The 25,421-nt window shown below is 72.1% G+C and carries 19 protein-coding genes; 5 read left to right on the forward strand and 14 right to left on the reverse strand.

Translation table 11 applies throughout. The annotated features are described in order from the left end of the window. Window position 1: 1 nt before the first annotated feature. From OG446_RS26110 to fxsT, 3 genes are read left to right on the forward strand one after another with little or no spacing between them, the layout of a single operon-like run. Window positions 2-1,915 carry a hypothetical protein gene (locus OG446_RS26110; RefSeq protein WP_328896311.1) on the forward strand — a complete coding sequence of 638 codons (1,914 nt, stop codon included), beginning with the start codon at window positions 2-4 and terminating at the stop codon, window positions 1,913-1,915. Beyond that, window positions 1,908-3,188 (forward strand): CHAT domain-containing protein, encoded by a 1,281-nt coding sequence (locus tag OG446_RS26115; RefSeq protein ID WP_328896312.1) that lies wholly within the window; start codon window positions 1,908-1,910, stop codon window positions 3,186-3,188. Before OG446_RS26110 ends, OG446_RS26115 begins: the two co-directional genes overlap by 8 nt. Next, the gene (gene fxsT, locus OG446_RS26120) at window positions 3,185-6,541 is read left to right on the forward strand and encodes an FxSxx-COOH system tetratricopeptide repeat protein (protein ID WP_328896313.1); all 3,357 of its coding nucleotides are present in this window, start codon (window positions 3,185-3,187) and stop codon (window positions 6,539-6,541) included. The genes OG446_RS26115 and fxsT overlap by 4 nt, the downstream gene beginning before the upstream one ends. An 86-nt stretch (window positions 6,542-6,627) precedes the next feature. On the opposite strand, the gene OG446_RS26125 is transcribed toward fxsT, so the two are convergent. From OG446_RS26125 to OG446_RS26175, 11 genes are all read right to left on the reverse strand, one after another. After that, window positions 6,628-10,425 carry a multifunctional oxoglutarate decarboxylase/oxoglutarate dehydrogenase thiamine pyrophosphate-binding subunit/dihydrolipoyllysine-residue succinyltransferase subunit gene (locus tag OG446_RS26125; protein WP_328896314.1) on the reverse strand — a complete coding sequence of 1,266 codons (3,798 nt, stop codon included), beginning with the start codon at window positions 10,423-10,425 and terminating at the stop codon, window positions 6,628-6,630. 257 nt (window positions 10,426-10,682) lie between these two features. Next, window positions 10,683-11,759, reverse strand: a complete 1,077-nt coding sequence (locus OG446_RS26130) for a HAMP domain-containing sensor histidine kinase (protein WP_328896315.1) — start codon at window positions 11,757-11,759, stop codon at window positions 10,683-10,685. Then, window positions 11,756-12,493 carry a response regulator transcription factor gene (locus OG446_RS26135; protein ID WP_148020697.1) on the reverse strand — a complete coding sequence of 246 codons (738 nt, stop codon included), beginning with the start codon at window positions 12,491-12,493 and terminating at the stop codon, window positions 11,756-11,758. The genes OG446_RS26130 and OG446_RS26135 overlap by 4 nt, the downstream gene beginning before the upstream one ends. 235 nt (window positions 12,494-12,728) lie before the next feature. Continuing rightward, window positions 12,729-13,421 (reverse strand): spermidine synthase, encoded by a 693-nt coding sequence (locus OG446_RS26140; RefSeq protein ID WP_328896316.1) that lies wholly within the window; start codon window positions 13,419-13,421, stop codon window positions 12,729-12,731. A gap of 94 nt (window positions 13,422-13,515) precedes the next feature. Next, the gene (locus tag OG446_RS26145; protein WP_328896317.1) at window positions 13,516-14,133 is read right to left on the reverse strand and encodes a hypothetical protein; all 618 of its coding nucleotides are present in this window, start codon (window positions 14,131-14,133) and stop codon (window positions 13,516-13,518) included. After that, window positions 14,130-15,470, reverse strand: coding sequence for a hypothetical protein (locus OG446_RS26150; protein WP_328896318.1), 1,341 nt, complete (start codon window positions 15,468-15,470; stop codon window positions 14,130-14,132). Before OG446_RS26150 ends, OG446_RS26145 begins: the two co-directional genes overlap by 4 nt. Next, window positions 15,467-16,243, reverse strand: a complete 777-nt coding sequence (locus OG446_RS26155; RefSeq protein WP_328896319.1) for an ABC transporter ATP-binding protein — start codon at window positions 16,241-16,243, stop codon at window positions 15,467-15,469. Before OG446_RS26155 ends, OG446_RS26150 begins: the two co-directional genes overlap by 4 nt. A gap of 10 nt (window positions 16,244-16,253) precedes the next feature. Next, the gene (locus OG446_RS26160) at window positions 16,254-17,126 is read right to left on the reverse strand and encodes a hypothetical protein (protein WP_328896320.1); all 873 of its coding nucleotides are present in this window, start codon (window positions 17,124-17,126) and stop codon (window positions 16,254-16,256) included. Next, window positions 17,123-17,725 (reverse strand): RNA polymerase sigma factor, encoded by a 603-nt coding sequence (locus tag OG446_RS26165; RefSeq protein WP_328896321.1) that lies wholly within the window; start codon window positions 17,723-17,725, stop codon window positions 17,123-17,125. The genes OG446_RS26160 and OG446_RS26165 overlap by 4 nt, the downstream gene beginning before the upstream one ends. Before the next feature lie 58 nt (window positions 17,726-17,783). Next, on the reverse strand, window positions 17,784-18,602 hold the full coding sequence (locus OG446_RS26170) for a nucleotidyltransferase domain-containing protein (protein ID WP_328896322.1): 819 nt from the start codon (window positions 18,600-18,602) through the stop codon (window positions 17,784-17,786). Next, the gene (locus OG446_RS26175) at window positions 18,599-19,192 is read right to left on the reverse strand and encodes a cysteine hydrolase family protein (RefSeq protein WP_328896323.1); all 594 of its coding nucleotides are present in this window, start codon (window positions 19,190-19,192) and stop codon (window positions 18,599-18,601) included. The genes OG446_RS26170 and OG446_RS26175 overlap by 4 nt, the downstream gene beginning before the upstream one ends. 286 nt (window positions 19,193-19,478) lie before the next feature. Between OG446_RS26175 and lon the strand changes: the two genes are divergently transcribed. Continuing rightward, entirely contained in the window at window positions 19,479-21,899 is a 2,421-nt protein-coding gene (lon, locus tag OG446_RS26180) for an endopeptidase La (RefSeq protein WP_328896324.1), read from the forward strand. 101 nt (window positions 21,900-22,000) lie between these two features. Here the strand turns inward: lon and OG446_RS26185 are convergent, their stop codons facing one another. Further along, on the reverse strand, window positions 22,001-22,681 hold the full coding sequence (locus OG446_RS26185; protein WP_328898420.1) for a polysaccharide deacetylase family protein: 681 nt from the start codon (window positions 22,679-22,681) through the stop codon (window positions 22,001-22,003). Between the two features lie 296 nt (window positions 22,682-22,977). Beyond that, a complete protein-coding gene (locus tag OG446_RS26190) occupies window positions 22,978-23,832 on the reverse strand; it encodes a lysozyme (RefSeq protein WP_328896325.1) in 855 nt (284 codons plus the stop codon). A gap of 224 nt (window positions 23,833-24,056) precedes the next feature. Between OG446_RS26190 and OG446_RS26195 the strand changes: the two genes are divergently transcribed. Then, window positions 24,057-24,554, forward strand: a complete 498-nt coding sequence (locus tag OG446_RS26195; RefSeq protein ID WP_389055172.1) for a MarR family winged helix-turn-helix transcriptional regulator — start codon at window positions 24,057-24,059, stop codon at window positions 24,552-24,554. Window positions 24,555-24,589: 35 nt separating this feature from the next. Here OG446_RS26195 and OG446_RS26200 read toward each other — a convergent pair whose 3' ends face one another. Beyond that, a complete protein-coding gene (locus tag OG446_RS26200; RefSeq protein WP_328896326.1) occupies window positions 24,590-25,372 on the reverse strand; it encodes a protein phosphatase 2C domain-containing protein in 783 nt (260 codons plus the stop codon). Window positions 25,373-25,421: the final 49 nt, after the last annotated feature.

Consider the following 25,421-nt stretch of genomic DNA (forward strand, 5'->3'; position numbering starts at 1 on the left):
GATGTCAGCCCGTCCTGAGCAGGCCGAGGATCCCCGGGAGCCGGACGACGTCTCCCGCCGGCTGCTGGCCGCTCTCGTCTGCTCCGCCCTCGAACCGTCCCTCGGCGGCGTCCTGCTCTTCGACCTCCCTCCCGAGCATCTGTCCGCCGTCACCGGGGTGTTCGCCCAGGTACTCGGCCGGGCCGCCGGGCATGGCGCGGGCCGCACCGTGTCACGGACGGTGCTCGACGCGGCTACGGTCGACGAGGACCTGTGGATACGGCCCCGGGTGCACCGCGGACCGAGAGGCGTCGAGTTCTCCTTCGGCCCCGGGCCGCTGGCCGAGACGGGCAACGACCCCCGGCTCGTCGTCGTGCCCGATCTGGCCCGGCTCAGTGTCCCGGGCATGCGGGCGGCCGTTCAACTGCTCGGCGCGGACACCGCCACCCTGGAACACTCCGGCATCCGGCACCACTGGCGGCCCCGCGCCCGATGGCTGGCCTGCTGCCGGGCCGAGGACGTGGAACTGCTCTCCCCGCACCTGCTGGACCGCTTCCCCGTCCGCCTCGCCACCCCGGGACTGCGGCCGCAAGGGGGCGCCGACCCGCTCGGAGCGCTCCCCGACGCCTGGGCCACGGCCCTCGACCCGGCGACGCAGCGCCCCCGCGTCACGCTCTCCGAAGAGTTCGCCCCGACGGTGCTGGAACACCTGGAGGACCGGGAGAACGCCGGACACCGCCGGGCGCTCGCCCTGGCCCGCATCGCCCGTGCGCTGGCCCTGCTGGACGGTGCCGGGCAGGCGGGGGCCGCCGACGGTGTGCCCTCCGGCGGCCCGCTCACGGCCACCGCCGACCATGTCGGCCGGGCCGCCCGGCTGATCCGCCTGCGTACCGTCCACCGTCCGGACGCACCACCCGAAGCGCCTTTGGACCAGGAGACGCCAGTGTTCCCCGAGTCCGGCCGGAACCCGCCCCGGCCCGAGTCGCGTCGCACCCCGGAACCGGGCACCGACACCGGCGTTGCGGTACACGACCCGGAAGCGGAAGTACCGCTCGGCCCCGCCCCGATGGGCGGGGAGCGGCCGGCTTCCGCGTCCCCGTACCCGGAGGACACCGCGGGTCCGGGACCGGAGGGCGGCACGCTCCGGACACCCGCCCGGCGCTCGGCGGGCGCCCGCGCCTCGCGGGGCCCGGTCGTCGGGGTACGGCGCGCCCGCGACCTGTGGGACCTGGCCCCGGTACGTACCGCGATGGAGGCCGCGAAATACCGGGCGGTCCGGGGCGGCGGGGGACCGCTGGTGATCGTCCCGCAGGACCTGCGCGGCTATGTCCGGGCGCCCGAACCGGCGCGGATGCTCACCCTGGTGCTCGACCACACCTGCCGCGGGGGCTGGGACTGGCACACCACGCTCGAACCGTTCCTGCAATGGGCCTACGTCACCCGGGCATCCGTCCAGGTCGTCGAGGTCGGCGGCGAGGGGGAGACGAACGAGCTGCGGGCCGGCGCGTTCACCGCCCGCTCCACCCGGGACCCCCGGATCGCGGCCGCGCTGGCCCGCCCGCCCGGCCGGGCCACTCCGCTCGCGCACGGCCTCGACCGGGCCGCACACGCGCTGCGGCGCACCTTCCGTCACCACCGCGCCGGGCTCGTCGAGGCGTTACTGGTCGTGGTCACCGACGGCCGCGGCAACGTACCGCTGTCCGTGAGCCGCTCCGGCCTGCGTGGCCGGGGCCCGGTCCAACGGGCAGGCGTCGACGACGCCCTGGCCGTGGCCGCGCGCATCCGCGCCCTGGGCCGGAGCCGGCTGCACTGCGTGGTCGTCGACCCGGGCGGGCATCCGCGCACCCGGCTGCCGGCCACGCTGGCGGAGGCCCTCGGCTGCGGCGTCGTCGCGGGCCGGGAGGACCGGGATCCGCAGGTGGCCGGCCATGGGTGAAGACCGCCTGCGGTTGATCCGCAGCATGGTCGCGTCGGCCGCTCAGGCGCTGCCCGGGCAGCGGACCCCGCTGCCGGGCAGGGCGCGCACGGCGGAGCCACAGCGGCTCGGCCCCGCCCCCGCTCACGCCGGCCGGGCGCCGGACACCACGTACGCGCGCATCCTCGTGGTGCGCCACCGCAGGGACGACCCGGGCGATCCGGAGGCATTCGGGGTCCGGGCATGGTGCGACGGCGTGGAAACGCTGCCGTACACCACGGGCAACGGCTTCCTGCGCCCTGTCGATGTCAACCTCGGCCGGGCCCGGCAGGGCGGTGCCCCTCCGTCCGAACTCTTCAAATCCATCGAACGCTGGTCGGGATACCAGAACCTGCTGACGGAGTGGATCAACCGCTGCCGGCGTGCCCATGGTGACGCCCTGCAGATCGTCGTCCTCGACCAGACCGGTTTCGATCTGCCGTGGGAGGCGCTCGTACTGCCTGCGGACCCGGACGCCGGGCTCCGTGACGGGCCTCTGGGCGCGCTCGTCGACGTGGCGCGCTGGCTGGGCGGATTCCCGGACCGAGCGGTTGCGCCGAGGGGCGCGGTGCTGGGCTTCTTCCACGCCGACATGGCCGGTGACCAGGAGTTCTTCCAGGGCTACGACCACCGCCCGCACTTCGGTATCGGGGCCTTCCTCCGCAACCTCGACGACGGCGAAGCACAGCGGACCGGCCTGGTGTACATGGGCTGTCACGGGACGTTCGACGACCAGCTCAGCAAGCTCACCCTGGCCGGTGCGACGTGGGCGGACTATCAGCGGCTCGGTATGCGCCGCCTGCGTCAGGACGCCTCACTGGTCTGCCTCAACGCCTGCCACTCGGGGCGCTTCCTCGACTACAGCGGGGACGGCATGCAGGGACTGCGGGGCTTCACCCAGATCTTCCTCGACAAGGGCGCCGGCGGCTGCATCGTCTCGGCCGGCGAGGTGGGTGACGCCGAGGCCCGGGTCATGATCCGCCAGATCGTCGACACCGTGACCGAAGACCCCGAACGGCCGGTGGCCCGTGCGCTGCGGGCGTTCCGGGCCGAGGTCCACGAGAGGTTCACCGCCGGAGGTGGTGTGCCGATGATGGTCGGGGACGACGGCACGTTCGACGTCGTGGGGCAGCGGAACGTGCTGCGGCTGCTGTACAGCCTGATGTTCCAGTACTACGGGCACCCGTTCAGCACCGTGCGCCTCACCGGGCGCTCCCTCGACGGCACGGACCCGGCCGAGGCGAACGCGTCGTGACCCGGGACGAACGCCCCTTGCTGATCGAACCCGTCGCGGGCTGGCTGCCCGAGGTCGAACCCGGCCTCGTCCAGGCCGTCAGCATCGACCTGCGCGGACCGCTCGACGACCGGGGGGAGGCGGACGGCGACGCGTGGCCGTACGACGAGGAGGAACTGGCCTTCAGCGTCACCCTGGACGGAGCACCCCACTTCGTCTGCGAGGTGCTCGACGACCCGGACGTCATCATGCACCGCTTCGGAGGGACGTACGGTCCGGCGATGTTCCTCGTCACCGCGGGCTCCTCGCCCGGCGACGGTGTGCTGAGGCTGACCGTCTTCAACCAGTGGGGCGCTGCGATACGCAAGGCAGAACTGCCGTGCTCCATCACGGAGTCGGCACCGCCCCCGGCTCCGGCCGATCGCTTCGCCGACCTGCCGGGGAGAACCGGCCCGCCCGGCCGGACCGAGGACTTCGGCCCGTCCGGTCCGCATCCCGGCCCGCTCGGCTCCGGTGCCACCGCCGACGCGCTCGACTCCTGCGTCACCGTCAGTTTCGCCGGGTCCAACCGGGCTTGGGTGGCGTGGATCGCGGACCGGCTGGAGCGGCGCGGGGTGAACGTGAGCCACCAGCGCTGGAACCCGCCGGCCGAGCTGCCGCTGGCGGATGCCCTCCGGGACCTCACGCTCTCCCCGGGCCGGGTTCTGCTCCTGCTCAGCGAGCGGTACTTCCAGCTGGGCCCGCGCAGCCACGGGGAGTGGGACCGGGCGCTGCGCGAGGTCGTCGCCCCCGACCCGGACCGGTTCGCCGCGGTGTCGGTCACCACCGCGCCACTGCCCGGCGCTGCCTCGCTCCTGAATGCGGCGGACCTCACGGGTGTCGGTGCGGACGAGGGGGAGCGGCGGCTGCTGGAGCGGCTGGGTCTGCCCACGACCCCCCTGCCCGATGAGGCCGAGGCGCGGATGGGTTCCCGCTTCCCGGCCGAGATGCCGCAGGTGTGGGGCGGGGTCCCACGCCGCAACGTCCGCTTCACCGGGCGCGAGGAACTGTTCTCCGTCGTGTTCGACACGCTGGAGAACGCTCGGGCCGACGCCGCCGTCGTCACCCTGCACGGACTGCCGGGCGTCGGCAAGACGCAGCTTGCCGCCGAATACGTGTACCGGTTCGGTTCCGAGTACGACGTGGTGTGGTGGGTGCCCGGCGACCGGCGCGCGCTCTACCGGCAGAAGCTCGCCGAACTCGCACCCGAGCTGGGCCTGTCCACCGGGGCGGAGTACGGCGAGCGGCTGCGCGCGGTCCGGGACTCCCTGCGCCGCGGCGACCCGTACTCCCGGTGGCTGCTGATCCTGGACGGCGCGGACGAACCCGACCAGATCCGGGACCTGGTGCCGACCGGCCCCGGACACGTCCTGATCACTTCCCGCAACCCCGAATGGGGCGAGCACGACAGCAACCTGGTCGAGGTGCCTGTCTATGAGCGCGGGGAGTCGATCGCCTTCATCCGCCGCCGCGCCCCACGGCTGACGCCCTCCGAGGCAGGCCGCCTGGCCGAGGCACTGGAGGACCTGCCGGTGCTGCTCGACCAGTCGGCGGGGTGGCTCAACGATGCGGACATGTCGGTCGAGGAGTACATCGACCTCCTCGGCGGTGGCATCGACCAGGACGTCATCAGGGTCTCCGCGGACTTCCCCCTGGCCTTCCAGACCGCCTGGTCGATACTGCTCAACAAACTCCGCGACACCGTTCCCGAGTCCCTCGACCTGCTGCGCCTGTGCAGCTTCTTCGCACCCGGCTCCATCCCCGTACGGCTGCTGAGAACCGTTCCGCGCGGGGAACGGCCGGGGCAGGCAGCGGGCCCGCTGAATGATCCGCAGACCTGGGAACGGGCGATCGGCCAGCTGCGCCGCTACTCGATGGTGCGCGTGGAGACGGACGCGTCCGGCGGGGAGTCGATCCATCTGCACCGCATGGTCCACCAGATCGTCCGCAAGGACATGCCGGAAGACGAACGGCAGCACTGCGCCGACGTCGCCAGTCGTGCTCTTGCCGCCGCCGACCCGGGTGACCCGTCGGAGATCCGTCACTGGCCCGCCTACGCCGCACTCACCTCTCACCTCGAATGGGCGGGGGTCCTGGACAGTGCGGACCCGCAGGTGCACCAGCTGATCCTCAACTGCCTCCGGTACATGTACCTCTCGGGGGAGTACGGCAGCGGCATCCGGTTCGCCCAGCCCGCGACGGAGGCCTGGGAACGGCTGCTCGGGCCCGCCGACCCCCGGATCTGGGCCCTGCGCCACCACTACGCCAACCTCCTGCGGGCCCTCGGCGACTACAGGGGCAGCGAGAGCGTCGAACGCGCCACCGCCGACTTCCTGGCCGCCGAGCGCGGAGAGATGGACCTCGACCACCTGCGCGCCGCCGGCGGTCTCGCCGCCGATCTGCGGGGTCTCGGCCGCTACCAGGAGGCACTGGATCTCTCCGCCTCGATCCTCGAACGTGACCGGCGGCTGCTCGGCCCCGAGGACCCCCGCACGCTCAACGCGGAGAACAACCTCGCCGTATCGCTGCGGCTGCTCGGCCGGTACGAGGAGGCGCGGGAACAGGACGAGCGCACCCTGGCCCTGCGCCGGTCCGTCCTGGCGCCGAACGCACCGCCGACCCTCTATTCGGAGATCAACCTCGCCATGGACCTGCGGCTCCTCGGCCGGCACCGGGAGGCCGAACTCGCCCTGCGCGAGACGGTCGGCCGTCATCTGCGCAGGATGGGCAGCAACAACCCGCAGACACTGCGCGCCCAGTATCACCTGACGCTCTGTCAGTACGCGCTGGAGGGAGCCGTGTCCGCGCTTCCGGCACTCGCCGCGACCAGGCGGAGCGCGCTGCGCCTCCTGGGCGAGCACGACCCCCTCACCCTCCTGATCACCATGGCCGCCGCCACGGCGGAGAGGGAGGCCGGTGAACCCCAGCAGGCCCTGGACCTGCACGAACAGGTGGTGGCCGGCTACCGGCGGATGCTGGGCGACCGGCACCCGTACACGATCGGCGTCCAGGGCAACGCGGCGGTGATGCGGTGGGTCCTCGGCGACCGGGAGGCGGCACACTACGAGACCGAGCGGGCCCGCACCCTGATGGCGGGGGCGGTCGGCGAGGACCACCCCTGGGCCATCGGGTGTGCACTGAACGCGGTGCTGATGCGCACCCGGACGGGCCGGCCGGGTGCCGCACGCGAGCTCGGGCGGGCGAGCTGCGAGCGGGCCAACGAGACGCTCGGCTCCCGGCACCCGCTGTCCGCCGCCTGCTACCGGGCGATCGCGACCGTTCCGACGGACACCGACGCGGAGTTCTTCTGGCCGTTCGAACCGCTCATCACCTGAGCGCCGCCGCACCCGGCCGTCCACGCCGAAGGCCCGGCCCCGCGATCATCTCGCGGAGCCGGGCCCTCGGTTCGTACATGCGCCGGTCAGGCCTCGAAGACCTCCGCGACCAGCTGAGCCTGCTCGGCCTGGTGGCGCTTGGCCGAGCCGACCGCCGGGGACGAGCCGCGCGGCCGCGAGATGCGGCGCAGGCGCTCACCGTGCGGGACGTCGGCGCCGACGGCCAGGTCCAGGTGGTCGATCAGGTTCAGGGCGATGAACGGCCACGCACCCTGGTTGGCCGGCTCCTCCTGGGCCCACAGGTACTTCGCCGCGTTCGGGTACTTGGCGATCTCGGCCTGGAGCTCCGCACCCGGCAGCGGGTACAGGCGCTCCAGACGGATGATCGCGGTCTCCGTGTCGCCGCGCTTCTGGCGCTCGGCCTCCAGGTCGTAGTAGACCTTGCCGGCGCAGAAGACGACCTTGCGGACCGCGCTCGGGTCGACCGAGTCGTCGCCGATCACCGGGCGGAAGCCGCCGGTGGTGAACTCCTCCGCCTTCGACGCCGCCGCCTTGAGGCGGAGCATCGACTTCGGGGTGAAGACGATCAGCGGCTTGTGGTGCGGGTTGTGGACCTGCCACCGCAGAAGGTGGAAGTAGTTCGACGGCAGGGTCGGCATCGCGACCGTCATGTTGTCCTGCGCGCACATCTGGAGGAAGCGCTCCGGGCGGGCGGACGAGTGGTCCGGGCCCTGGCCCTCGTAGCCGTGCGGCAGCAGCAGCGTGACGCCGGAGGTCTGGCCCCACTTCTGCTCGGCCGAGGAGATGAACTCGTCGACGACGGTCTGCGCGCCGTTGACGAAGTCACCGAACTGGGCCTCCCAGATGACCAGCGACTCCGGACGGGCCAGCGAGTAGCCGTACTCGAAGCCCATCGCCGCGTACTCGCTGAGCAGCGAGTCGTAGACGTTGTAACGGGCCTGCTCGTCGGAGAGGTAGAGCAGCGGGGTGTAGTCCTCGCCGGTCACCTGGTCGACGAGCACCGCGTGACGCTGGCCGAACGTGCCGCGGCGGGTGTCCTGGCCGGCGAGCCGGACCGGGGTGCCCTCCATCAGCAGCGAACCGATGGCCAGGGTCTCGCCCATGCCCCAGTCGATCGTGCCGTCCTCCACCGAGGCCGCACGACGCTGCATCTGCGGCATCAGGCGCGGGTGGACGGTGATGTGGTCCGGGATGTTGACCTGCGACTCGGCGATCCGCTTGACGACCTCCTGGGAGACCGCGGTGGTCACGGCCACCGGGAACTCGGCCTGGGGGTCGGACACATGCGGCTGCGCCGGGTGCGACGTGGCCTCGCGGACCTCCGCGAACACCTTCTCCAGCTGACCCTGGAAGTCCTGGAGCGCCTGCTCCGCCTCTTCCAGCGTGATGTCGCCGCGACCGATGAGGGACTCGGTGTACAGCTTGCGCACCGAGCGCTTCTTGTCGATCAGGGTGTACATCTGCGGGTTGGTGAACTGCGGGTTGTCGCCCTCGTTGTGACCGCGGCGGCGGTAGCAGATGAGGTCGATCACGACGTCCTTGTTGAACGCCTGACGGAACTCGAAGGCCAGCCGTGCGACCCGGACGACGGCCTCGGGGTCGTCACCGTTGACGTGGATGATCGGCGCCTCGATCATGCGCGCCACGTCGGTGGCGTACATCGAGGAGCGCGAGGACTCCGGGGCGGCGGTGAAGCCGACCTGGTTGTTGATCACCACGTGGACGGTGCCGCCGGTGCGGTAGCCGCGCAGCTGCGACATGTTGAGCGTCTCGGCGACGACGCCCTGGCCCGCGAAGGCCGCGTCGCCGTGGAGCGCGACGGGCAGGACGGTGAAGTCCGTGCCGCCCTTGTTGATGATGTCCTGCTTGGCGCGGGCGATGCCCTCCAGGACCGGGTCGACCGCCTCCAGGTGCGAGGGGTTGGCGGCCAGCGAGACCTTGATCTGCTCGCCGTCCAGACCGGTGAAGGTGCCCTCGGCGCCCAGGTGGTACTTGACGTCGCCGGAGCCGTGCATCGACTTCGGGTCGAGGTTGCCCTCGAACTCCCGGAAGATCTGCGCGTACGACTTGCCGACGATGTTCGCCAGCACGTTCAGCCGGCCGCGGTGGGCCATGCCGATGACGACCTCGTCGAGGCGGGCCTCGGCGGCGGAGTCGATGACCGCGTCGAGCAGCGGGATGACGGACTCGCCGCCCTCCAGCGAGAACCGCTTCTGGCCGACGTACTTCGTCTGCAGGAACGTCTCGAACGCCTCGGCGGCGTTGAGGCGGCGCAGGATCCGCAGCTGCTCCTCGCGCTCCGGCTTCGGGCGGGGACGCTCCACCCGGTCCTGGAGCCACTTGCGCTGCTTCGGGTCCTGGATGTGCATGAACTCGATGCCGGTGGTGCGGCAGTACGACTCACGCAGCACACCGAGGATGTCGCGGAGCTTCATCATCGTCTTGCCGGCGAAACCGCCGACCGCGAAGTCCCGCTCCAGGTCCCACAGGGTGAGGCCGTGCTCGGTGATGTCCAGGTCGGGGTGCTTGCGCTGGTGGTACTCCAGCGGGTCGGTGTCGGCCATGACGTGGCCGCGGACCCGGTAGGAGTGGATCAGCTCGAAGACCCGTGCGGCCTTGGTGACGTCGTCGTCGTGCGAGGCGTCGATGTCCTTGAGCCAGCGGACCGGCTCGTAGGGGATGCGCAGCGCCTTGAAGATCTCGTCGTAGAACTCGTTCTCACCGAGCAGCAGCTGGGAGAGGATCCGCAGGAACTCGCCGGAGGCGGCGCCCTGGATGACCCGGTGGTCGTACGTCGAGGTCAGCGTCATGACCTTGGAGATGCCCAGCTTGTTCAGGGTGTCCTGCGACGTGCCCTGGAACTCCGCGGGGTAGTCCATCGCGCCGACGCCCATGATGAGGCCCTGTCCGGGCATCAGGCGGGGCACCGAGTGAACGGTGCCGATGCCGCCGGGGTTGGTCAGCGAGGCGGTGACGCCGGTGAAGTCGTCCATGCCGAGCTTGCCGTTGCGGGCCCGGCGGACGATGTCCTCGTAGGCCTGCCAGAACTCGAAGAAGTTGAGTGTCTCGGCCTTCTTGATGGCCGCGACGACCAGCTGGCGGTCGCCGTTCGGCTTCACCAGGTCGATGGCGAGGCCGAGGTTGACGTGCTCCGGCTTCACCAGGGTCGGCTTGCCGTCCTTCTGGGCGAAGGAGTAGTTCATCGCCGGCATGGCCTTGAGGGCCTGCACCATCGCGTACCCGATGAGGTGCGTGAAGGAGATCTTCCCGCCGCGGGCGCGCTTGAGGTGGTTGTTGATGACGATGCGGTTGTCGAAGAGCAGCTTCACCGGGACGGCACGGACGGACGTGGCCGTCGGCAGTTCCAGCGAGGCGTTCATGTTCTTCGCGACTGCGGCGGACGGGCCGCGCAGCGTCACGTACTCCGGACCTGCCGGGGCCTCGGTGGCCGGGGCGGCGGGAGCCTTCGCGGCCGGAGCCGGTGCGGCCTTCACCGGAGCCGCCGGGGCGGCAGGTGCGGGCGCGGCCGGTGCGGGCGCCGGAGCGACGGGTGCGGCCGGAGCCTTGGCCGCGGGTGCGGCAGGCGCGGCCGGAGCCGGTGCGGTGGCGGCCGGAGCCGCGGGCACCGCAGCCCCCGCGGCTGCGGCGCCGGGAACGGGCTTGTCCGCCGTGCCGGACGTACCCGGCTTGTAGTCGGCGAAGAAGTCCCACCAGGCGCGATCGACCGAATTGGGATCCTGGAGGTACTGCTGGTAGATCTCGTCGACGAGCCACTCATTGGGGCCAAAAGCCGCAGCCGGGTTCGTACCCGGGCTGGCTTGGTCGGTGGAGATGCTCGAGTTACTGGGGGACTGAGACGACACGGCGGCAACCGCCCTCTTCCGCTTCACAAGGTGATGGACAGCGGAAATCAAGGCTACGCCTCCCCGGCCGTTCCATGCAGGCCGGGCCGGTCTTCGTCGTGCAAGTCACATCGAAAGTCGGGTTTCGGGGCAGGAAATGGCGGGAAACAAGCTTGGTTCCGCTTCACTCCGGGTACGCGAGACCGCAGTTACGGCCCCTTCGACCGTACCCCTTGAACAGAACACGTAGAACGCGCCCTTCCGGTTCGAACCCTATGTCAACCTCGCGGCTGACGGATCCCCGGAAGAGTGACGCGTATGCGGCAGCCGCGAGCCGATTCGGCCACACCGATCCGGCCGCCGTGCAGATCCACCGCCCAGCGGGCGATCGCCAGGCCCAGTCCCGTACCGCCGTCGCTCCCCGGACCGTGCGGAGAGGGCACCTCGCCCCGGTTGAACCGCTCGAAGACCCGGTGGCGCTCGGACTCCGGGATGCCGGGGCCCTCGTCCATGACCTCCAGGTGCAGCGACTCGGGCTGCCCGCCGCGCCGGGCGCGCACGGTGACCCGGCCGTGCGGCGGGCTGTGCTTCACGGCGTTGTCGATCAGGTTGGCCACCACCTGGTGCAGCCGCTCGGCGTCCGCGTGCGCGGTCAGCTCCGGTGGCGACACGTCCAGGTGCAGATGCACGTCCGTACGGGAGTGGTTGCCGGAGCCCGAGGACAGCCGGCGGTGCGCGGCGGCGAGGTTCGCCTCCTTGAGGACCCCCGACAGATACGGCCACACCTCGAAGCGGCCGGCCTTCAGCGTGACCACGCCGTTGTCCAGCCGGGACAGGTCCAGCAGCGTCTCGACCAGCCTGCCGAGCCGTTCCGTCTGTTTCAGGGCCGTGCGCATCGTCTCCGGATCGGCCGCGGACACCCCGTCCACGACGTTCTCCAGCACGGCTCTCAGTGCCGCGATGGGCGTGCGCAGCTCATGTGAGACATTCGCCACCAGCTCCTTGCGGTGCCGGTCCACGGCCGCCAGGTCGTCGGCCATCAGGTTGATCGTCTGCGCCAGGTCGCCGAGCTCGTCGCGCCGGTCGGCGCCGCTCACCCGTCTGGTGTAGTCGCCGTGCGAGATCGACCGGGCGACGGCTCTCATCTCGTCCAGCGGCGCGGTCAGACCGTGCGCCACGAACTGGGTGATCAGCAGCGTCGCGATCACCGAGAACACCGTGATGAAACGGAGCTCGGTGCGCGTGCGCATCGCCACCATGATCAGCCCGGTCGTGATGAACACCGAGACCACGACCAGCGTGCCCAGCTTCGCCTTGATCGAGAACGGCCGAAGCCCCGGTCCCGGCGCGGTCATGGCGCCGGGGTCTCCAACGCGTAGCCGACACCGTGCACGGTACGGATCCGCTCCGCGCCGATCTTCCGGCGCAGCGCCTTGATGTGGCTGTCGACGGTACGGGTGCCCGAGGCGTCCGCCCAGTCCCAGACCTCCGCCAGCAGCTGCTCCCGGGAGAGCACCGCGCGCGGGGTGTTGGCCAGGCAGACCAGCAGGTCGAACTCGGTGGGCGTCAGGTGCACGTCATCGGCGCGGACCCGCACCCGGCGCTGCGCGTGGTCGATCTCCAGCTCTCCGAGGCGCAGTATCCCGCTGCGGGGGGTCACGGCGGCCAGCGCGGCCCGCTCCACCCGGCGCAGCAGGACATGGACCCGGGCAGCCAGCTCACGCATGGAGAACGGCTTGGTCATGTAGTCGTCCGCGCCGACGCCGAGGCCGACCAGCATGTCGGTCTCGTCGTCGCGCGCGGTCAGCATCAGTACCGGCACCGGGCGCTGGGCCTGCACGCGCCGGCAGACCTCCAGGCCGTCGAAGCCGGGAAGCATGATGTCGAGCACCATCAGATCCGGCTGCCAGGCCTCGGCCGCGTCCACGGCCGCGGGGCCGTCGAGTGCGGTCTGCACCAGGAAGCCCTCGGCCCGCAGCCGGGCGGCAATGGCATCGACGATCGTGGCGTCGTCCTCGACCACCAGCACGCGGCGCTGCGCGCCCGGGGTGGCCGCGACACCTGTGTGGGTGGTGTGTGTCTGTTCCATCGCCCCGCCCCTGCCCGTTCTCACGGAGGCCATTCCCCCGGACGTACGGTTCTCGCTCGTGAATTTCGTGGGTGATCCCGCTATCGGTCAGCAGCGTAAAGGCAGCGGAGGGCTCCCGGCTACGCAGGGTGCAAGCCGACGGGGGCGGGCCGGGCGAACAGTGGAGGCGGAGTGTCGCGCTTGTGGCGCTTGGCCCCTGGGCGTCCCGGGGGCCCGCATACCCGGCGGGGGGTTGTCAGGCTGCTCGAATTGCGAGATGGACCACGTCGGGCACACCTCGGGCAACGCCTACTTCTTCCGTCCTTACTCCACGGAATCCGGCATTCCGCAAGGCCTGTTCGAACTCCTTGGACGGCTGTGCGGACCACACCGCGAGCACCCCGCCCGGGGTGAGCCGCGCGTGGCAGTCGGCGAGCCCGGCGGGCGAGTACAGATTTCCGTTGTCGTCGGTGACGGTCCAGTCCGGTCCGTTGTCGATGTCCAGACACAGTGCGTCGTAACGGTCCGTAGTCGTACGGAGGTGGGCGACGAGGTCCGTCGTCAGGACCACGGTCCGCGGATCGGCCAGCGCCGCCCCCGAGATCCCGGCCAGCGGCCCCTCCCGGTGCCAGTCGACGATGGCCTGCTCCCGCTCGGCCACCGCGATCCGCCCCCACCTCGGTTCGGCGGCGGCCCGGGCGAGCGAGAACCCGACGCCCAGCCCGCCGATGAGCACCGCCGGGGCGGTCCGGCCCGCGGGCAGCGCGTCGAGCGCGGCGTCGACCAGCAGCCGCTCGGAGCGCCCGTCCGAGGTGTCCATCAGGAAGCACCCGTTCGCGATGATCTCGAAGTCGTCGCCCCGCCTGCGCAGGACGACCTCCCCGTACGGTCCCTCGCGGCGGTCCAGAGTGACGGGGGCGAGGGCGTCGGGGCCGAAGGTGAGGGGCATGGCGCTGGTCTCCGGTGGATGGTGGTCGCTGTTCCCGCCATCCTGTCGCCTGCCGCAGCGGCCGGGCCAGCGGTTTCCCCGAACGGGGGCGGGTTCAGCCGCGTTCGCGGCGCGGCCCGCGTACGGCGAACAGCACCGCCCCCGTCGCGTAGGCCACCGAGGCCACCACCCACGCCCCGGTCTGCGGCCCCGGCTGCATCAGCCAGGCCCACACGGAGGCCGCGCCGCCCGGAGTGCGGGGGGCCGCCAGGTACACCGCGCCGCCGTAGACGGTCATCGGCAGCCAGCTCAGCCGGGCGCCGATCAGGGCGGCGGAGGCGGCCGCCACCCCGGTGGCACCGAGCACGTTGCGGATCATGCCGGGGGCGCCGAACGACTCGGGATGCCCGGGGACGGCCAGCGCGAGGGCGGCGGCGGCCGGGACGGTGAGCGCGAGCAGATGCAGCAGCCGCCGGGGCCACCAGCGGCGCACGGCCGTGCGGTCGAGCTCGTCGGCGGGGGCGTACAGGCTGGTGCCGATGGCTGCCGACACCAGCAGTGGGGCGAGTACGAGGACGGGGACCCGGGCGCTGTGGTTGAAGTAGGTCCGGCTTACCAGCCAGTCGGCGGCCCAGGCGGCGACGAGCACGATGCAGGCCAGAGCGGCAACGGTACGGGGGACGGTTCGGGAGCGCAGATAGAGGACGGGAACGGTGCCGGGTACGCGGTTCACAGGGTCGGCACCTCGGACGGGACGCAGCTTTCGCGCGTAGCGAGGAAGCGGCCGAGCCAGGCCCGGCGCTCGGCGGCCGGCAGGGCTTCGAGGCGGCGCTGCTGCGGGGTCTTCTCCGCGTGGACAGCCAGGGCGCCGGGGCCGGCGAGCCAGCTCCTGACGGCGTCGTCGGTGTACACCACCCGTAGCGTGTCCGCGGACTCGGCGGATCGGCAATTCCGCGGCGGCACCACGCCGTAGGACACCTGCAGGGCGAAATCCTCCGCGTGCCGCAGCCGCCCGCGCACGACGTACCAGCCGATGTTCGGCGTGGGCACGCGGGCCTCACCGGAAGCGCGCGAGGGCTCCTGGTCCACATAGCGGGCCGGTGCGCCCGGCACTCCGTCCAGCCGCCCGAACAGTCCGGCCAGCGCTTGCGAGACCTGCGGCAGCACGGCCCGGCCGTACTCGGTCAGGCAGATTCGGGGGACACCGTCCGTGCAGACGCGTCGCGCGGCAGCCGGGTCGTGCCGCACCAGGTCCTCGCCGGTGTGCAGGAGGAGTGGTGCGACGGCGGCGGCCAGGGCGAGCGGTACGACGGCGAGGAGCCTGCGCCGAACCGCATGGGCGACCAGCGCGGCCACGGCGAGACCGCAGGTCCACGCCACCATGACCGGGGCGAACCACCACACGGGCAGCATTCCGTCGAGCATGTACTGCTCGGCGGGGTCGAGATACCGCCACGGCATTTCGGAGTAGAGCGGCACACCGAGGACGAGGTACAGCACCATGGCAAGGGCGGGCGGTGCCAGCCGCCACCGGCACCGCTGGCCGACGACGAACCCCACCAGGCCGACGGCCACCAGGAAGGCACTGTCCACCACGGCGAACGACGGGAACGGACTCCCGCCCGCGGCGTACGGCCAGGTGGCGAGCAGCGCGGCGGCCAGCGCGGCGAGATATCCGATGACCGCCCACAACGTGACCGGCAGGGCGGCCACCAGCACCCGCGCCGACCGGGCGCGCGGGGTGGAGCTCCAGAGCTCGTCGGTCGAACGCCGGTGGTCGCGGGCGCCCTGCCAGCAGGAGGCGGCAGCCACCAGCGGACCGGCGAGCAGCGTCGCGGTGGAATGGAGCAGCGCCTGGGTCTCACCCCAGCTCCCCTGCCACGTATCGGCCTTGGCCGCCATGGTGACGGCGAGGATGACCGCCGTACAGGCGCCGGTCCACGGGGCGATGCCACGGCGCAGTTCGGTGCGCAGCGCGAGGAGCGTCGAACGGTGAGCAGCGCGTGAACGGGTGGACGCGGGGCCGGGGGAGTGCTGTCGCTCGTCGGCGGGGGCATCGGTCGTCGTCATCGGACACCCGCCTTCGCACGGTGGGTGTGCAGGGCGGCGGTGTAGCCGCGCTCGATGGGGCTGCCGTCGAGCGCGTCCCCGTCGCCGCCCAGGGCCGCCAGTTCGGCCGTCGTTCCCCGGTACGCGATCCGGCCCGCCTCGACCAGCGTGACATCGGAGCAGGCCGTGGCCACGTCCTCGACCAGGTGCGTGGAGAGGATCACCGTGGCCCGGTCGCCGAGCTCCCGCATCAGGGTGCGGAACTCGACCCGCTGCTCCGGGTCCAGGCCCGCGGTCGGCTCGTCGAGCAGCAGCAGATCCGGTTCGTTGACGATCGCCTGGGCGATGCCGACGCGCCGCACCATACCGCCGGACAGGGTCTTCATCCGGGCGTCGATCCGGTCCGTCAGGCCCACCCGTTCCACGGCCCGTTCCACGGCGCCCGCGATCAGGGCGCCGTCCATCTCCTTGAGCCATGCCACATAGGCGACGAACTCGCGGACCGTGAAGCCCGGGTAGTAGCCGAACTCCTGCGGCAGATAGCCCAGCCGGCGCCGGACCGCCGCGCGGCTGCGGTGATCCGCCTCCGCGCCCACCTCGCTGCCCAGCAGTTCGATCCGCCCGGAGGTGGGCGCGGCGGCCGTGGAGACCACTCTGATCAGCGACGTCTTGCCCGCCCCGTTGGGCCCGAGGAGTCCGTGCACACCTGGGGTGAAGTCCAGGTCCACGCCGTCCAGGGCAGTCGTCCGGCGGTGCCGGACCGTCAGCCCGGTGACCTTGACGGTGCTGCTCATGCGATCACGCTCATGACTTCTCCAGATGGTCGAATGATCGGCGGCGCAGGGCCAGCAGCCCGGCGCAGAGCACGGCCGCCGCCGCCCAGCAGCTCTGCGCGGCGGCACCCGCGAGGTACCGGGTGGCCGGCTCGGCCGCGTCGAGGATCCGCGACGGTGACGTACCGAAGGCCGGCAGCAGGACGGCGGCGGCCCAGCATGCGGCCACGGACGAGGCACCCGTGCGGCAGCCGACGTACGAGCCGAGCGTCAGCGCCCCGAGCGTCATGGCGAGCCCGGGCAGCAGCCAGGCCACCGCCCCCGGTCCGCCCGCGGACGAGGGCAGCGCCGCCCCGGCGAGCGTGAGCACCGGGACGGCCACCGCGAGTACCGCAGCGGTCCTGACCAGCAGCAGGCGGAGCCCGCCGCCCGGGGTCGTGGTGACGATCTCGTGCATCGGGTCGGCGGAACGCCCGTACGAGACGCCGACCCCGGCCAGCGGCAGTACCGGCGCGACGACGAGGAGCAGCGGGCGGACCGCGCCGCCGAGTCCGCCGACGTACGCCAGGGCGAGCGCCCCGAGCGCCACGAGCAGCAGCGCTCCCGCCCACGCCCCCCGGAGCGCGGGGCCGGCGGCCCACAGGATCCGCCCGAGCCGGGAGGCGGGCCCCGGCAACCGCAGGGCTTCCCGCGCCGGTTCCCTCTCCGCGGCCGCGAGCACCGCGCTGCGGACCTCCGCCAGCAGCGGTGCCGCGGCCCCCCGGCCGCGTACCGCCGCCGACACCCGGTCCGCGCAGCGCGAGCACGACTCGACGTGCTTCTCCAGCGACCACGCGTCGGTCTCGGCCGCGGCCCCCTCCGCGTACCGTCCGGCCAGTTCGTCTCCCACGTGCCAGGCAGTCATGCCGTGCCTCCCAGCGGTCCGTTCTCCACGACCAGCAGCTCCAGCGCGGCCCGCAGTTCGCGCCGGGCCCGCGACGCACGGGTCTTGACCGTCCCCTCCGGTATGCCGAGCAGCCGGGCTGCCTCCCGGGTCGTCAGCCCGTCGATGACCGTCGCCCGCAGGACCTCCCGGAGTTCCGGCGATATCCGGTCGAGCGCGGCGCCCACGTCGCCGTACTCCAGACCGGCCAGGACCCGGTCCTCGGCGGACGGCACGGCGGCCGCCCACTGCGCACCGTCGGCGTGCTCGGCCTTGGCCACGCGTTCCGTCCTGGCCCGGCTCCGCTGCGCGTCGACCAGCCGGCGGGCGGCGATCACCCAGAGCCAGCCGCCGGCCTCGGCACCGCGGTGCGAACCGGCGGAGCGCCAGGCCGTGACGAAGGTGTCCTGCAGTACCTCCCGCACGGTCTCGGCGTCCGCGCACCGGCGCTTCAGCCGGGCCAGCAGCCAGCCGGAGTGCCGGTCGTAGAGCGCGGCCAGGGCGGCCGTGTCCCCCTGCGCGACGGCACGCAGCAGCGCCTCGTCGTTCCGGTCGTCCCCTGCGGGGTGCACGTGGCTCACACTTCCTCTATCGGAGCCGGGAGCCCGGGCGGTTCACGTACCGCGCGTCCGGATGCGGTCAGGGGCGTGGCGCCTTCTCGCCGTGCACCGCGATGTGCTCGGCCGCCAGCCAGGGCGCGAGGTCGTCGACGAGCAGGGACAGGACGGCCGGGTCGGCGCTCGGGGTGCGGCCCGTCCGCGCGGCCAGCCGCATCTGTTCGGCCCGTTCGGGAAGGTGCGGGTGGTAGCGGGCGAACAGCTCGGCCGACTCGGCCAGGTCGCTGGTCCAGCCGCCCCACTGCGGCATGACCAGGGTGAAGCCGGTACGGACGATCCGGCGGGCGACTCCCCGGCTCAGGGTGCGTCGCGCGGCGTCCGTGGTGGCCTCGGCGGCCCGCTCGCGCCAGCGCGGGAGCGCCAGGCACAGGTCTCCGTTGGTCTCGCGGGCGAGCAGCGAGGTCGGCCGGTAGCGCGGCAGCCGGGCGGCGAGGTCGTCGCCGAGCAGCGGAGTGCACAGGCATGCGACGAAGAAGCCCATGTCGTGGCGTTCGAGTGGGCTGAGCAGCGTGTCCGCGCCGAAGAGCAGGATGCCGACGCCGTCGATCCCGTCGAACGCCGCGTCCAGGGCGGTCTCGACGGCATCGGCGTCGGCGCGGTCCGGCCCGGTGGGCTCCTCGCGCAGGGCGAGCAGCAGGTCCAGGTCGGAGACCCCGGGCGTGGCCGTGCCGCGCGGGATGCTGCCGTAGACGTAGGCGCTGTCCAGCCGGGCGGGACCGAAGACCTCGGTGACACGGGAACGGGCCGCGGCCACGACCGGCGCGAACGCGGGCCGCACCCGGCCGAGCGAGCCCTCCCGGGCGATCGTGCCGTCCCGGTTCAGTCCCCGCTCCTCGTTCATGACGACATTCTGCCGAGCGGCCGCGGCGCCGCGAACGTCACCTCCGCGGCCCGCGCCGTGACATGGGCGTCCCCACTGATCGCCCAGGCCGCGACGCGTGAGACCACGGCCGCCGGGACCGCCTCGCTGATTCCGGGGGCGGCCGGGATGTCCTGCGTGGCGTGTGCGTCGTGGGGGAGGACGACCCGGTAGCCCAGCGCCAGCGCCGTGCGGGCCGTGGCCTGGACGCACATCTCCGACATCACGCCGCAGACCGCGACCGCCCCGACGCCCGCCGCGCTCAGGACGGAGCCCAGCGACGTCCCCGCGAAGCCGTCGTCCCGCGTCTTGCGGATCACGGACTCCGTGGGGCCCGTCCGGACCGGCAGGTGGAGCGCCCAGCCGGGGGTGTGCGGCTCGTCGCCCGAGCCGGGGGCGCCGTCGTTCTGCAGATGCACGACGAGCGCGCCGCTCCGGCGTGCGCGGGCGATCAGGTCCGCCGTCCGCTCCAGCAGTCCGGCCGCACCGGGCACGGCCCTGCCCCCGGTCACCCCGGCCTTCTGGACGTCCACGACGAGCAGGGCCTGGCACGGGGGAGCGGTATCGGTCATGGGGCCATCGTGTCCGGCGGCGACTTCGTGTTCCACGGGATTTCGCGCGGCCTCGGGATTTCGCGCGGCCCCGGGACGTTGCGCGGCCCCGGGATGTCGAGTGGCACCGGGACGTCGAGCGCCCCGGTCCGCGGGCGGAGGGACTAAGGCGCCCGGGCCCGGCGTTGGACCAGGGCAGGACGCGGCAGTCGCACGTGATCGCTCACAGCGAACACGCCCCGGGAACATTGAGCGGCTCACAAGCATTGAGTCCACATAGCTCAACTTGAGTGCCGAAGGGGAGATCATGGCTACTGAGTCCAACGCCGTCACACCGCTGACCCTGCCCGTGCTGCCGCTCGATGACGAAGTCGTGCTGCCCGGGATGGTGGTGCCTCTGGACCTGTCCGACAGCGAGGTGCGTGCCGCCGTGGAGGCCGCGCAGGCCGCAGCCCGTGAGGGCGGCGGCAAGCCCGAGGTGCTGCTCGTTCCGCGCATCGACGGGACCTACACCGGGATCGGTGTCATCGGGACCGTCGAGCAGGTCGGACGGCTCTCGGACGGCGACCCGGGTGCCCTCATCCGTGGTCGCGGACGCGTACGGATCGGGGCCGGGACCAGCGGGCCCGGTGCCGCGCTCTGGGTGGAGGGGACCCGGGTCGACGGCACCGTCCCCGAACCCCTCCCCGGAGCCGTCGCCGAACTGGTCAAGGAGTACAAGGCCCTCGCCACCAGCTGGCTGAAGACGCGCGGCGCCTGGCAGGTCGTGGACCGGGTCCAGCAGATCGAGGACGTCTCCGCCCTCGCCGACAACTCCGGATACTCCCCCTTCCTGACCACCACCCAGAAGGTGCAGCTCCTGGAGACCGCCGACCCGGTCGCCCGGCTGAAGCTCGCCATCCAGTGGCTCGGCGAACACCTCGCCGAGCAGGACGTCGCCGAGTCCATCGCCAAGGACGTCCAGGAGGGCGTCGACAAGCAGCAGCGCGAGTTCCTGCTGCGGCGCCAGCTCGACGCCGTACGCAAGGAGCTCTCCGAACTCAACGGGGACCCGGAGGACGAGTCCGACGACTACCGGGCACGCGTCGAGGCCGCCGACCTTCCCGAGCACGTCCGCGAGGCCGCGCTCAAGGAGGTCGACAAGCTGGAGCGTGCCTCGGACCAGAGCCCCGAGGGCTCCTGGATCAGGACCTGGCTCGACACCGTCCTGGAACTGCCGTGGAGCGAGCGGACCGAGGACGCCTACGACATCAAGGGCGCCCGGGAGATCCTCGACGCCGAACACGCGGGCCTGCAGGACGTGAAGGAGCGCATCACCGAGTACCTCGCGGTGCGCAAGCGCCGTGCCGACCGTGGTCTGGGTGTGGTCGGCGGCCGGCGCGGCGGTGCGGTGCTGGCCCTGGTCGGGCCGCCCGGGGTCGGGAAGACCTCGCTCGGCGAGTCCGTGGCGCACGCCATGGGGCGCAAGTTCGTCCGCGTCGCCCTCGGTGGTGTCCGGGACGAGGCGGAGATCCGGGGCCACCGCCGTACGTACGTCGGCGCGCTGCCCGGCCGCATCGTCCGCGCCATCAAGGAGGCCGGCTCGATGAACCCGGTGGTCCTGCTCGACGAGATCGACAAGGTCGGCTCCGACTTCCGGGGCGACCCGGCGGCGGCGCTCCTCGAAGTGCTCGACCCGGCCCAGAACCACACCTTCCGCGACCACTACCTGGAGGTCGAACTCGACCTCAGCGATGTCGTCTTCCTGGCCACGGCGAATGTGCTCGAAGCCATTCCGGAGGCGCTGCTCGACCGGATGGAGCTGGTCAGGCTCGACGGCTACACCGAGGACGAGAAGGTCGTCATCGCCCGCGACCACCTGCTCCCGCGCCAGCTGGAGCGGGCCGGTCTGGAGAAGGACGAGGTCGCCCTCGACGAGTCGGCGCTGCGGAAGCTGGCCGGCGAGTACACGAGGGAGGCCGGGGTCCGGAACCTGGAGCGGGCCGTCGCCCGGCTGCTGCGCAAGGTCGCGGCCCAGCACGAGCTCGGCGACCGGGAGCTGCCGTTCACGGTGACCGACCAGGAGCTGCGCGGGCTCATCGGCCGGCCGCACCACGTCCCCGAGTCCGCCCAGGACCCGGCGGAGCGCCGTACCGCGGTGCCGGGCGTGGCCACCGGGCTCGCGGTGACCGGGGCCGGGGGTGACGTGCTCTTCGTGGAGGCGTCGCTCGCCGACCCGGAGACCGGGGCGTCCGGACTGACCCTCACCGGTCAGCTCGGCGACGTCATGAAGGAGTCCGCGCAGATCGCGCTGAGCTTCCTGCGCTCGCACGGCGCGGAGCTGGAACTGCCGGTCGCCGACCTCAAGGACCGGGGCGTGCACATCCACTTCCCGGCGGGCGCGGTCCCCAAGGACGGCCCGAGCGCCGGCATCACCCTGACGACCGCGCTGGCCTCGCTGCTCTCCGGACGGCTGGTCCGTACGGATGTGGCGATGACCGGTGAGGTGTCGCTGACCGGACGCGTCCTGCCGATCGGCGGCCTGAAGCAGAAGCTGCTCGCCGCCCACCGCGCGGGCATCACCACCGTGGTGATCCCGCAGCGCAACGAGGCCGACCTGGACGACGTCCCCGCCGAGGTGCTGGACACGCTGGAGGTCCACCCGGTCACGGACGTCCGCCAGGTCCTGGAGATCGCCCTCGCCCCGGCCTCGGCCCCGGCGGAGCGGAGGATCCCGGCCGCGGCGTAGGTGTCACGGCGTGACGGGCGTGGCACCACGGACACGGCCGGTACGGGCGGCCCGTCTCCCCCTCGCGGGGAGGCGGGCCGTTCCGCGTGAGCGGCGGTGGCTCAGGGGCGGTAGATGGTGCCCGGGACCGGCTCGGCCGGGGCCATCAGTTCAGGGACGGTGACGAAGGTGTAGCCGCGCTTCTTCAGTTCCTCGATGATGCCGGGCACCGCGGGCACCGTGCCCTTGTAGATGTCGTGCAGCAGGATGATGCCGTCCTTGGTCGCCTGGTCGAGGATCCGCTTCTTGATGAGCGCGGAGTCCGTCGTCGAGTAGTCCTTGGCGGTGGCGTTCCACAGGATCTGGGAGAGCCCGAGGTCCTTGCTGATCCCGGAGACCGTGTCGTCGGTGCGGCCCTGCGGCGGACGCATCAGCCGGGGCTTCTTGCCGGTGATGGCCTCGATCGCGTCCTGCGTCTTCTTCAGCTCGGCGCGTATCTCCGCGGGCTTCTTGTCCGTCAGGATCTCGTGCGACCAGGTGTGGTTGGCGACCTCGTGGCCCTCCGCCTCGATCCGGCGGACGGTCTCGGGGTGCTTCTTCACATGGTTCTTGCCCAGCAGGAAGAACGTCGCGTGGACCTTCTCCTTCTTGAGGATGTCCAGCAGGTGGGGGGTGTCCTCGGCCGGCCCCGCGTCGAAGGTCAGGGCTATGCACTTCGCCTTGCGGCAGTCGACCGGCCCGAACGAGCCCTTCGCGTCCGATCCGGCGTCACCGCGGGCGGATCCGGGGGCCGTGGTCTCCATCGAACAGCCGCTCAGCGTCAGCGTGAGCGCCGTCACAAGAGCGACGGCCAACCCCGTACCGATCGACTTCGTCCTACTGGGCAAGGCGGGTCACTCCCTCATTGCTTACGTCGCACTTATGTGCGGACTGCAACGACTATACATAGCGCGTATACATGCGGTGTATAGGGGGTCGGGTGTGAGGGCACGAGGCCGGTGGAGGGCCTTCATGCCTGGTCGGAGACGTGCGTGCGAACGGAGCGGAGCCCGGTGACGGGGTGCGTCACCGGGCTCCGTGGAGAAGAGGCGCGGGGTGGCTAGCCGTTGGCCAGCGCCTGTACGCGGTCGAGGGCGCCGTTGAAGTGGTTGTGGTCGCCGACCGTCGGGCCGGACGAGGTGTACTGCCACATCGTGTAGAAACCCCAGCCGGCCGGGAGCGTTCCGACCGTGGTGTTGTAACGGGCCACCCAGAGCGGGTTGGTGGCACCGAAGGCGGCGCTGTTGCCCGTGCAGGACTGCCACCAGCTCGTCGCGGTGTAGATGACCGCGTCACGCCCGGTGCGCGCCTTGTAGGTGTTCACGAAGTCGCGGATCCAGGAGACCATCCCGGCCGCGGTCTTGCCGTAGCACTGCGCGCCGTACGGGTTCCACTCGATGTCGAGCACGCCGGGCAGTGTCTTGCCGTCCCTGGACCAGCCGCCGCCGTGGTCCACGAAGTAGTTGGCCTGGGTGGCGCCGCTCGTGGTGTCCGGGGTGGCGAAGTGGTACGCGCCGCGGATCATCCCCACGTTGTACGAGCCGTTGTACTGCTGCGCGAAGTACGGGTTCGTGTAGTACGTGCCCTCGGTGGCCTTGGTGTAGGCCCACTTCACACCACTGTTCCAGAGCGTCGACCAGGCGACGTTGCCCTGGTGGCTGCTCACGTCCACGCCTTCGGTCTGGGCGGCGAGGGTGGTGGCCGAGCCGCCCAGGTTGCCCTGGCCGTCGTGGGCGATGACGCCCATGCCCATCGTGGCCGTGCCCCGGGCGGGCTTCGCGGCGCCGCCGGCGGTGGGGGACGCGCCGGCGGCGCCGGGCAGGGCGATGAGGAGGGAGAGAGCTGCGAGCAGAGTTCCCGCCGCGGCGAAGCGCGAGCGACGGGCGGTCGTGGAGCCGGATCTGTGCACGGGCATTGCGTGCCTCCGAGGCCTCAGTGGGGGGATCTACTGATCCGGGGCACGGCGGACGCACCCCTTGCGGCATGCCATGGTGTGAACATGCCATGCATGACGCTACGCACGTAGACCCGGGTGGCGGAAGAGGGCCTGGGCGGTGCCGTTGGTCTACTCCTGCGAAATACTGGTGGAGCTGCGGCGATGACCGGCGGCGAAAGAAACTTTCAGTGGCGGGAAAGCTCATGAGGGGTGTTGACGTGCACGGGAGCGAACGCGGGAGTGAACCCGGCGCAACCGGGGGAAGTGGTGTGGACCACGAGTTCCTCGCCCTGGAGCTGGAGTTGGCGGTCTTCCTGCGCCGTGCCCGGGCCAACTCCGGTGAAATGGCGCGCGAGGTGCACCCCGAACTGGAGGCGGCGGCCTACGGACTCTTCGTACGCCTGGAATCGGCCGGCCGTCAGCGGGCCACCGACCTCGCCTCCTACTTCGGCGTCGGCAAAGCCACGATGAGCCGTCAACTGCGCGCCCTGGAGGACCTCGGCCTGGTGGCCCGCGAGCCCGACCCGGCCGATGGGCGGGCCTTCCTCGTCCACCTCACAGACGAGGGCCTGGCCCGTTTCCGCAGCGTCCGGGACGCGCGCCGCGACCGCTATGTGCGCAAGCTCGCCGACTGGGACCGCACCGAGGTGGCGGAGCTGGCCCGGCTGCTGCACCAGTTGAACGCCCGCGCCGAGAGCTGAGGAGGGCCATCCCGCTCGGCGTCGCGCGGGATGGTTCAGAGCTGCGCGTAGACCGCCGTCGCGTCGTCGTGGCGCTTGCTCCGCCGCAGGTGCGTACGGTCCGTGTCCGCTTCCTCCAGGGCCCGGACCCGGTCGATCAGCCCCTGGGGACCCTCCTTGTGGAGCACTCCCAGGCAGGCCGCCCAGTCGCCCTCGCCGAACATCTCCGTCCAGCGGCTCGCCCCGTCCGTCATCGCGGCAACCGCCCGCACCTCGGCGCGCGGCGTCCGGCCGGTGACCGCGCGGTCCGCGACGGCCGGGTCGGCGGCGGCGGTGAAGAAGCCGCCCTCCTTGTTCCGCAGCGCGTCGGCGGCCGCCTCGGAGGCGAGCGACCCCGGCGGCAGCCGGTCGAGCCGGTCGTCCAGCACGGCGCGGACGGCGCCGCCCGGCGACTCGAACAGCAGCACCGAGTCGGACAGCACCAGGTGTTCGATCACCGCCTCGTCCCAACGCACCATCACGACCGTTGCCTGCGGCGTCCGTACGTGAGAAAGGTCACACAGGGAACGGTGCGTGTCGGCGGTGCGCCGGATGGACTCCGCGAGGATCTCTTGCAGCGGCAGATCCCGCCGCGAACCCGACAGTTCGACCAGGGCGCCACCGAGTCGCGCGGTGAACCACGGGACCGAGTGCGCACAACCGTCGTCACCTCGCGGCGGAGTCACCCCGTCGAGCAGGACGAGCCCTCCACCCTGGCCGGAGGCGGGCAGGACCGTGGCCGCCCAGTCCTCGTTCGGACGCCCGGCGGCGCCGGCGGCGGTGGCGAGTTCGATGCGCATGCCGCCAGTCTGCACGATGCCTTCACGGGGCCTGCACCGACCGGGGATT

The organism is Streptomyces sp. NBC_00236 (assembly GCF_036195045.1).
Taxonomy (GTDB): Bacteria; Actinomycetota; Actinomycetes; order Streptomycetales; family Streptomycetaceae; genus Streptomyces.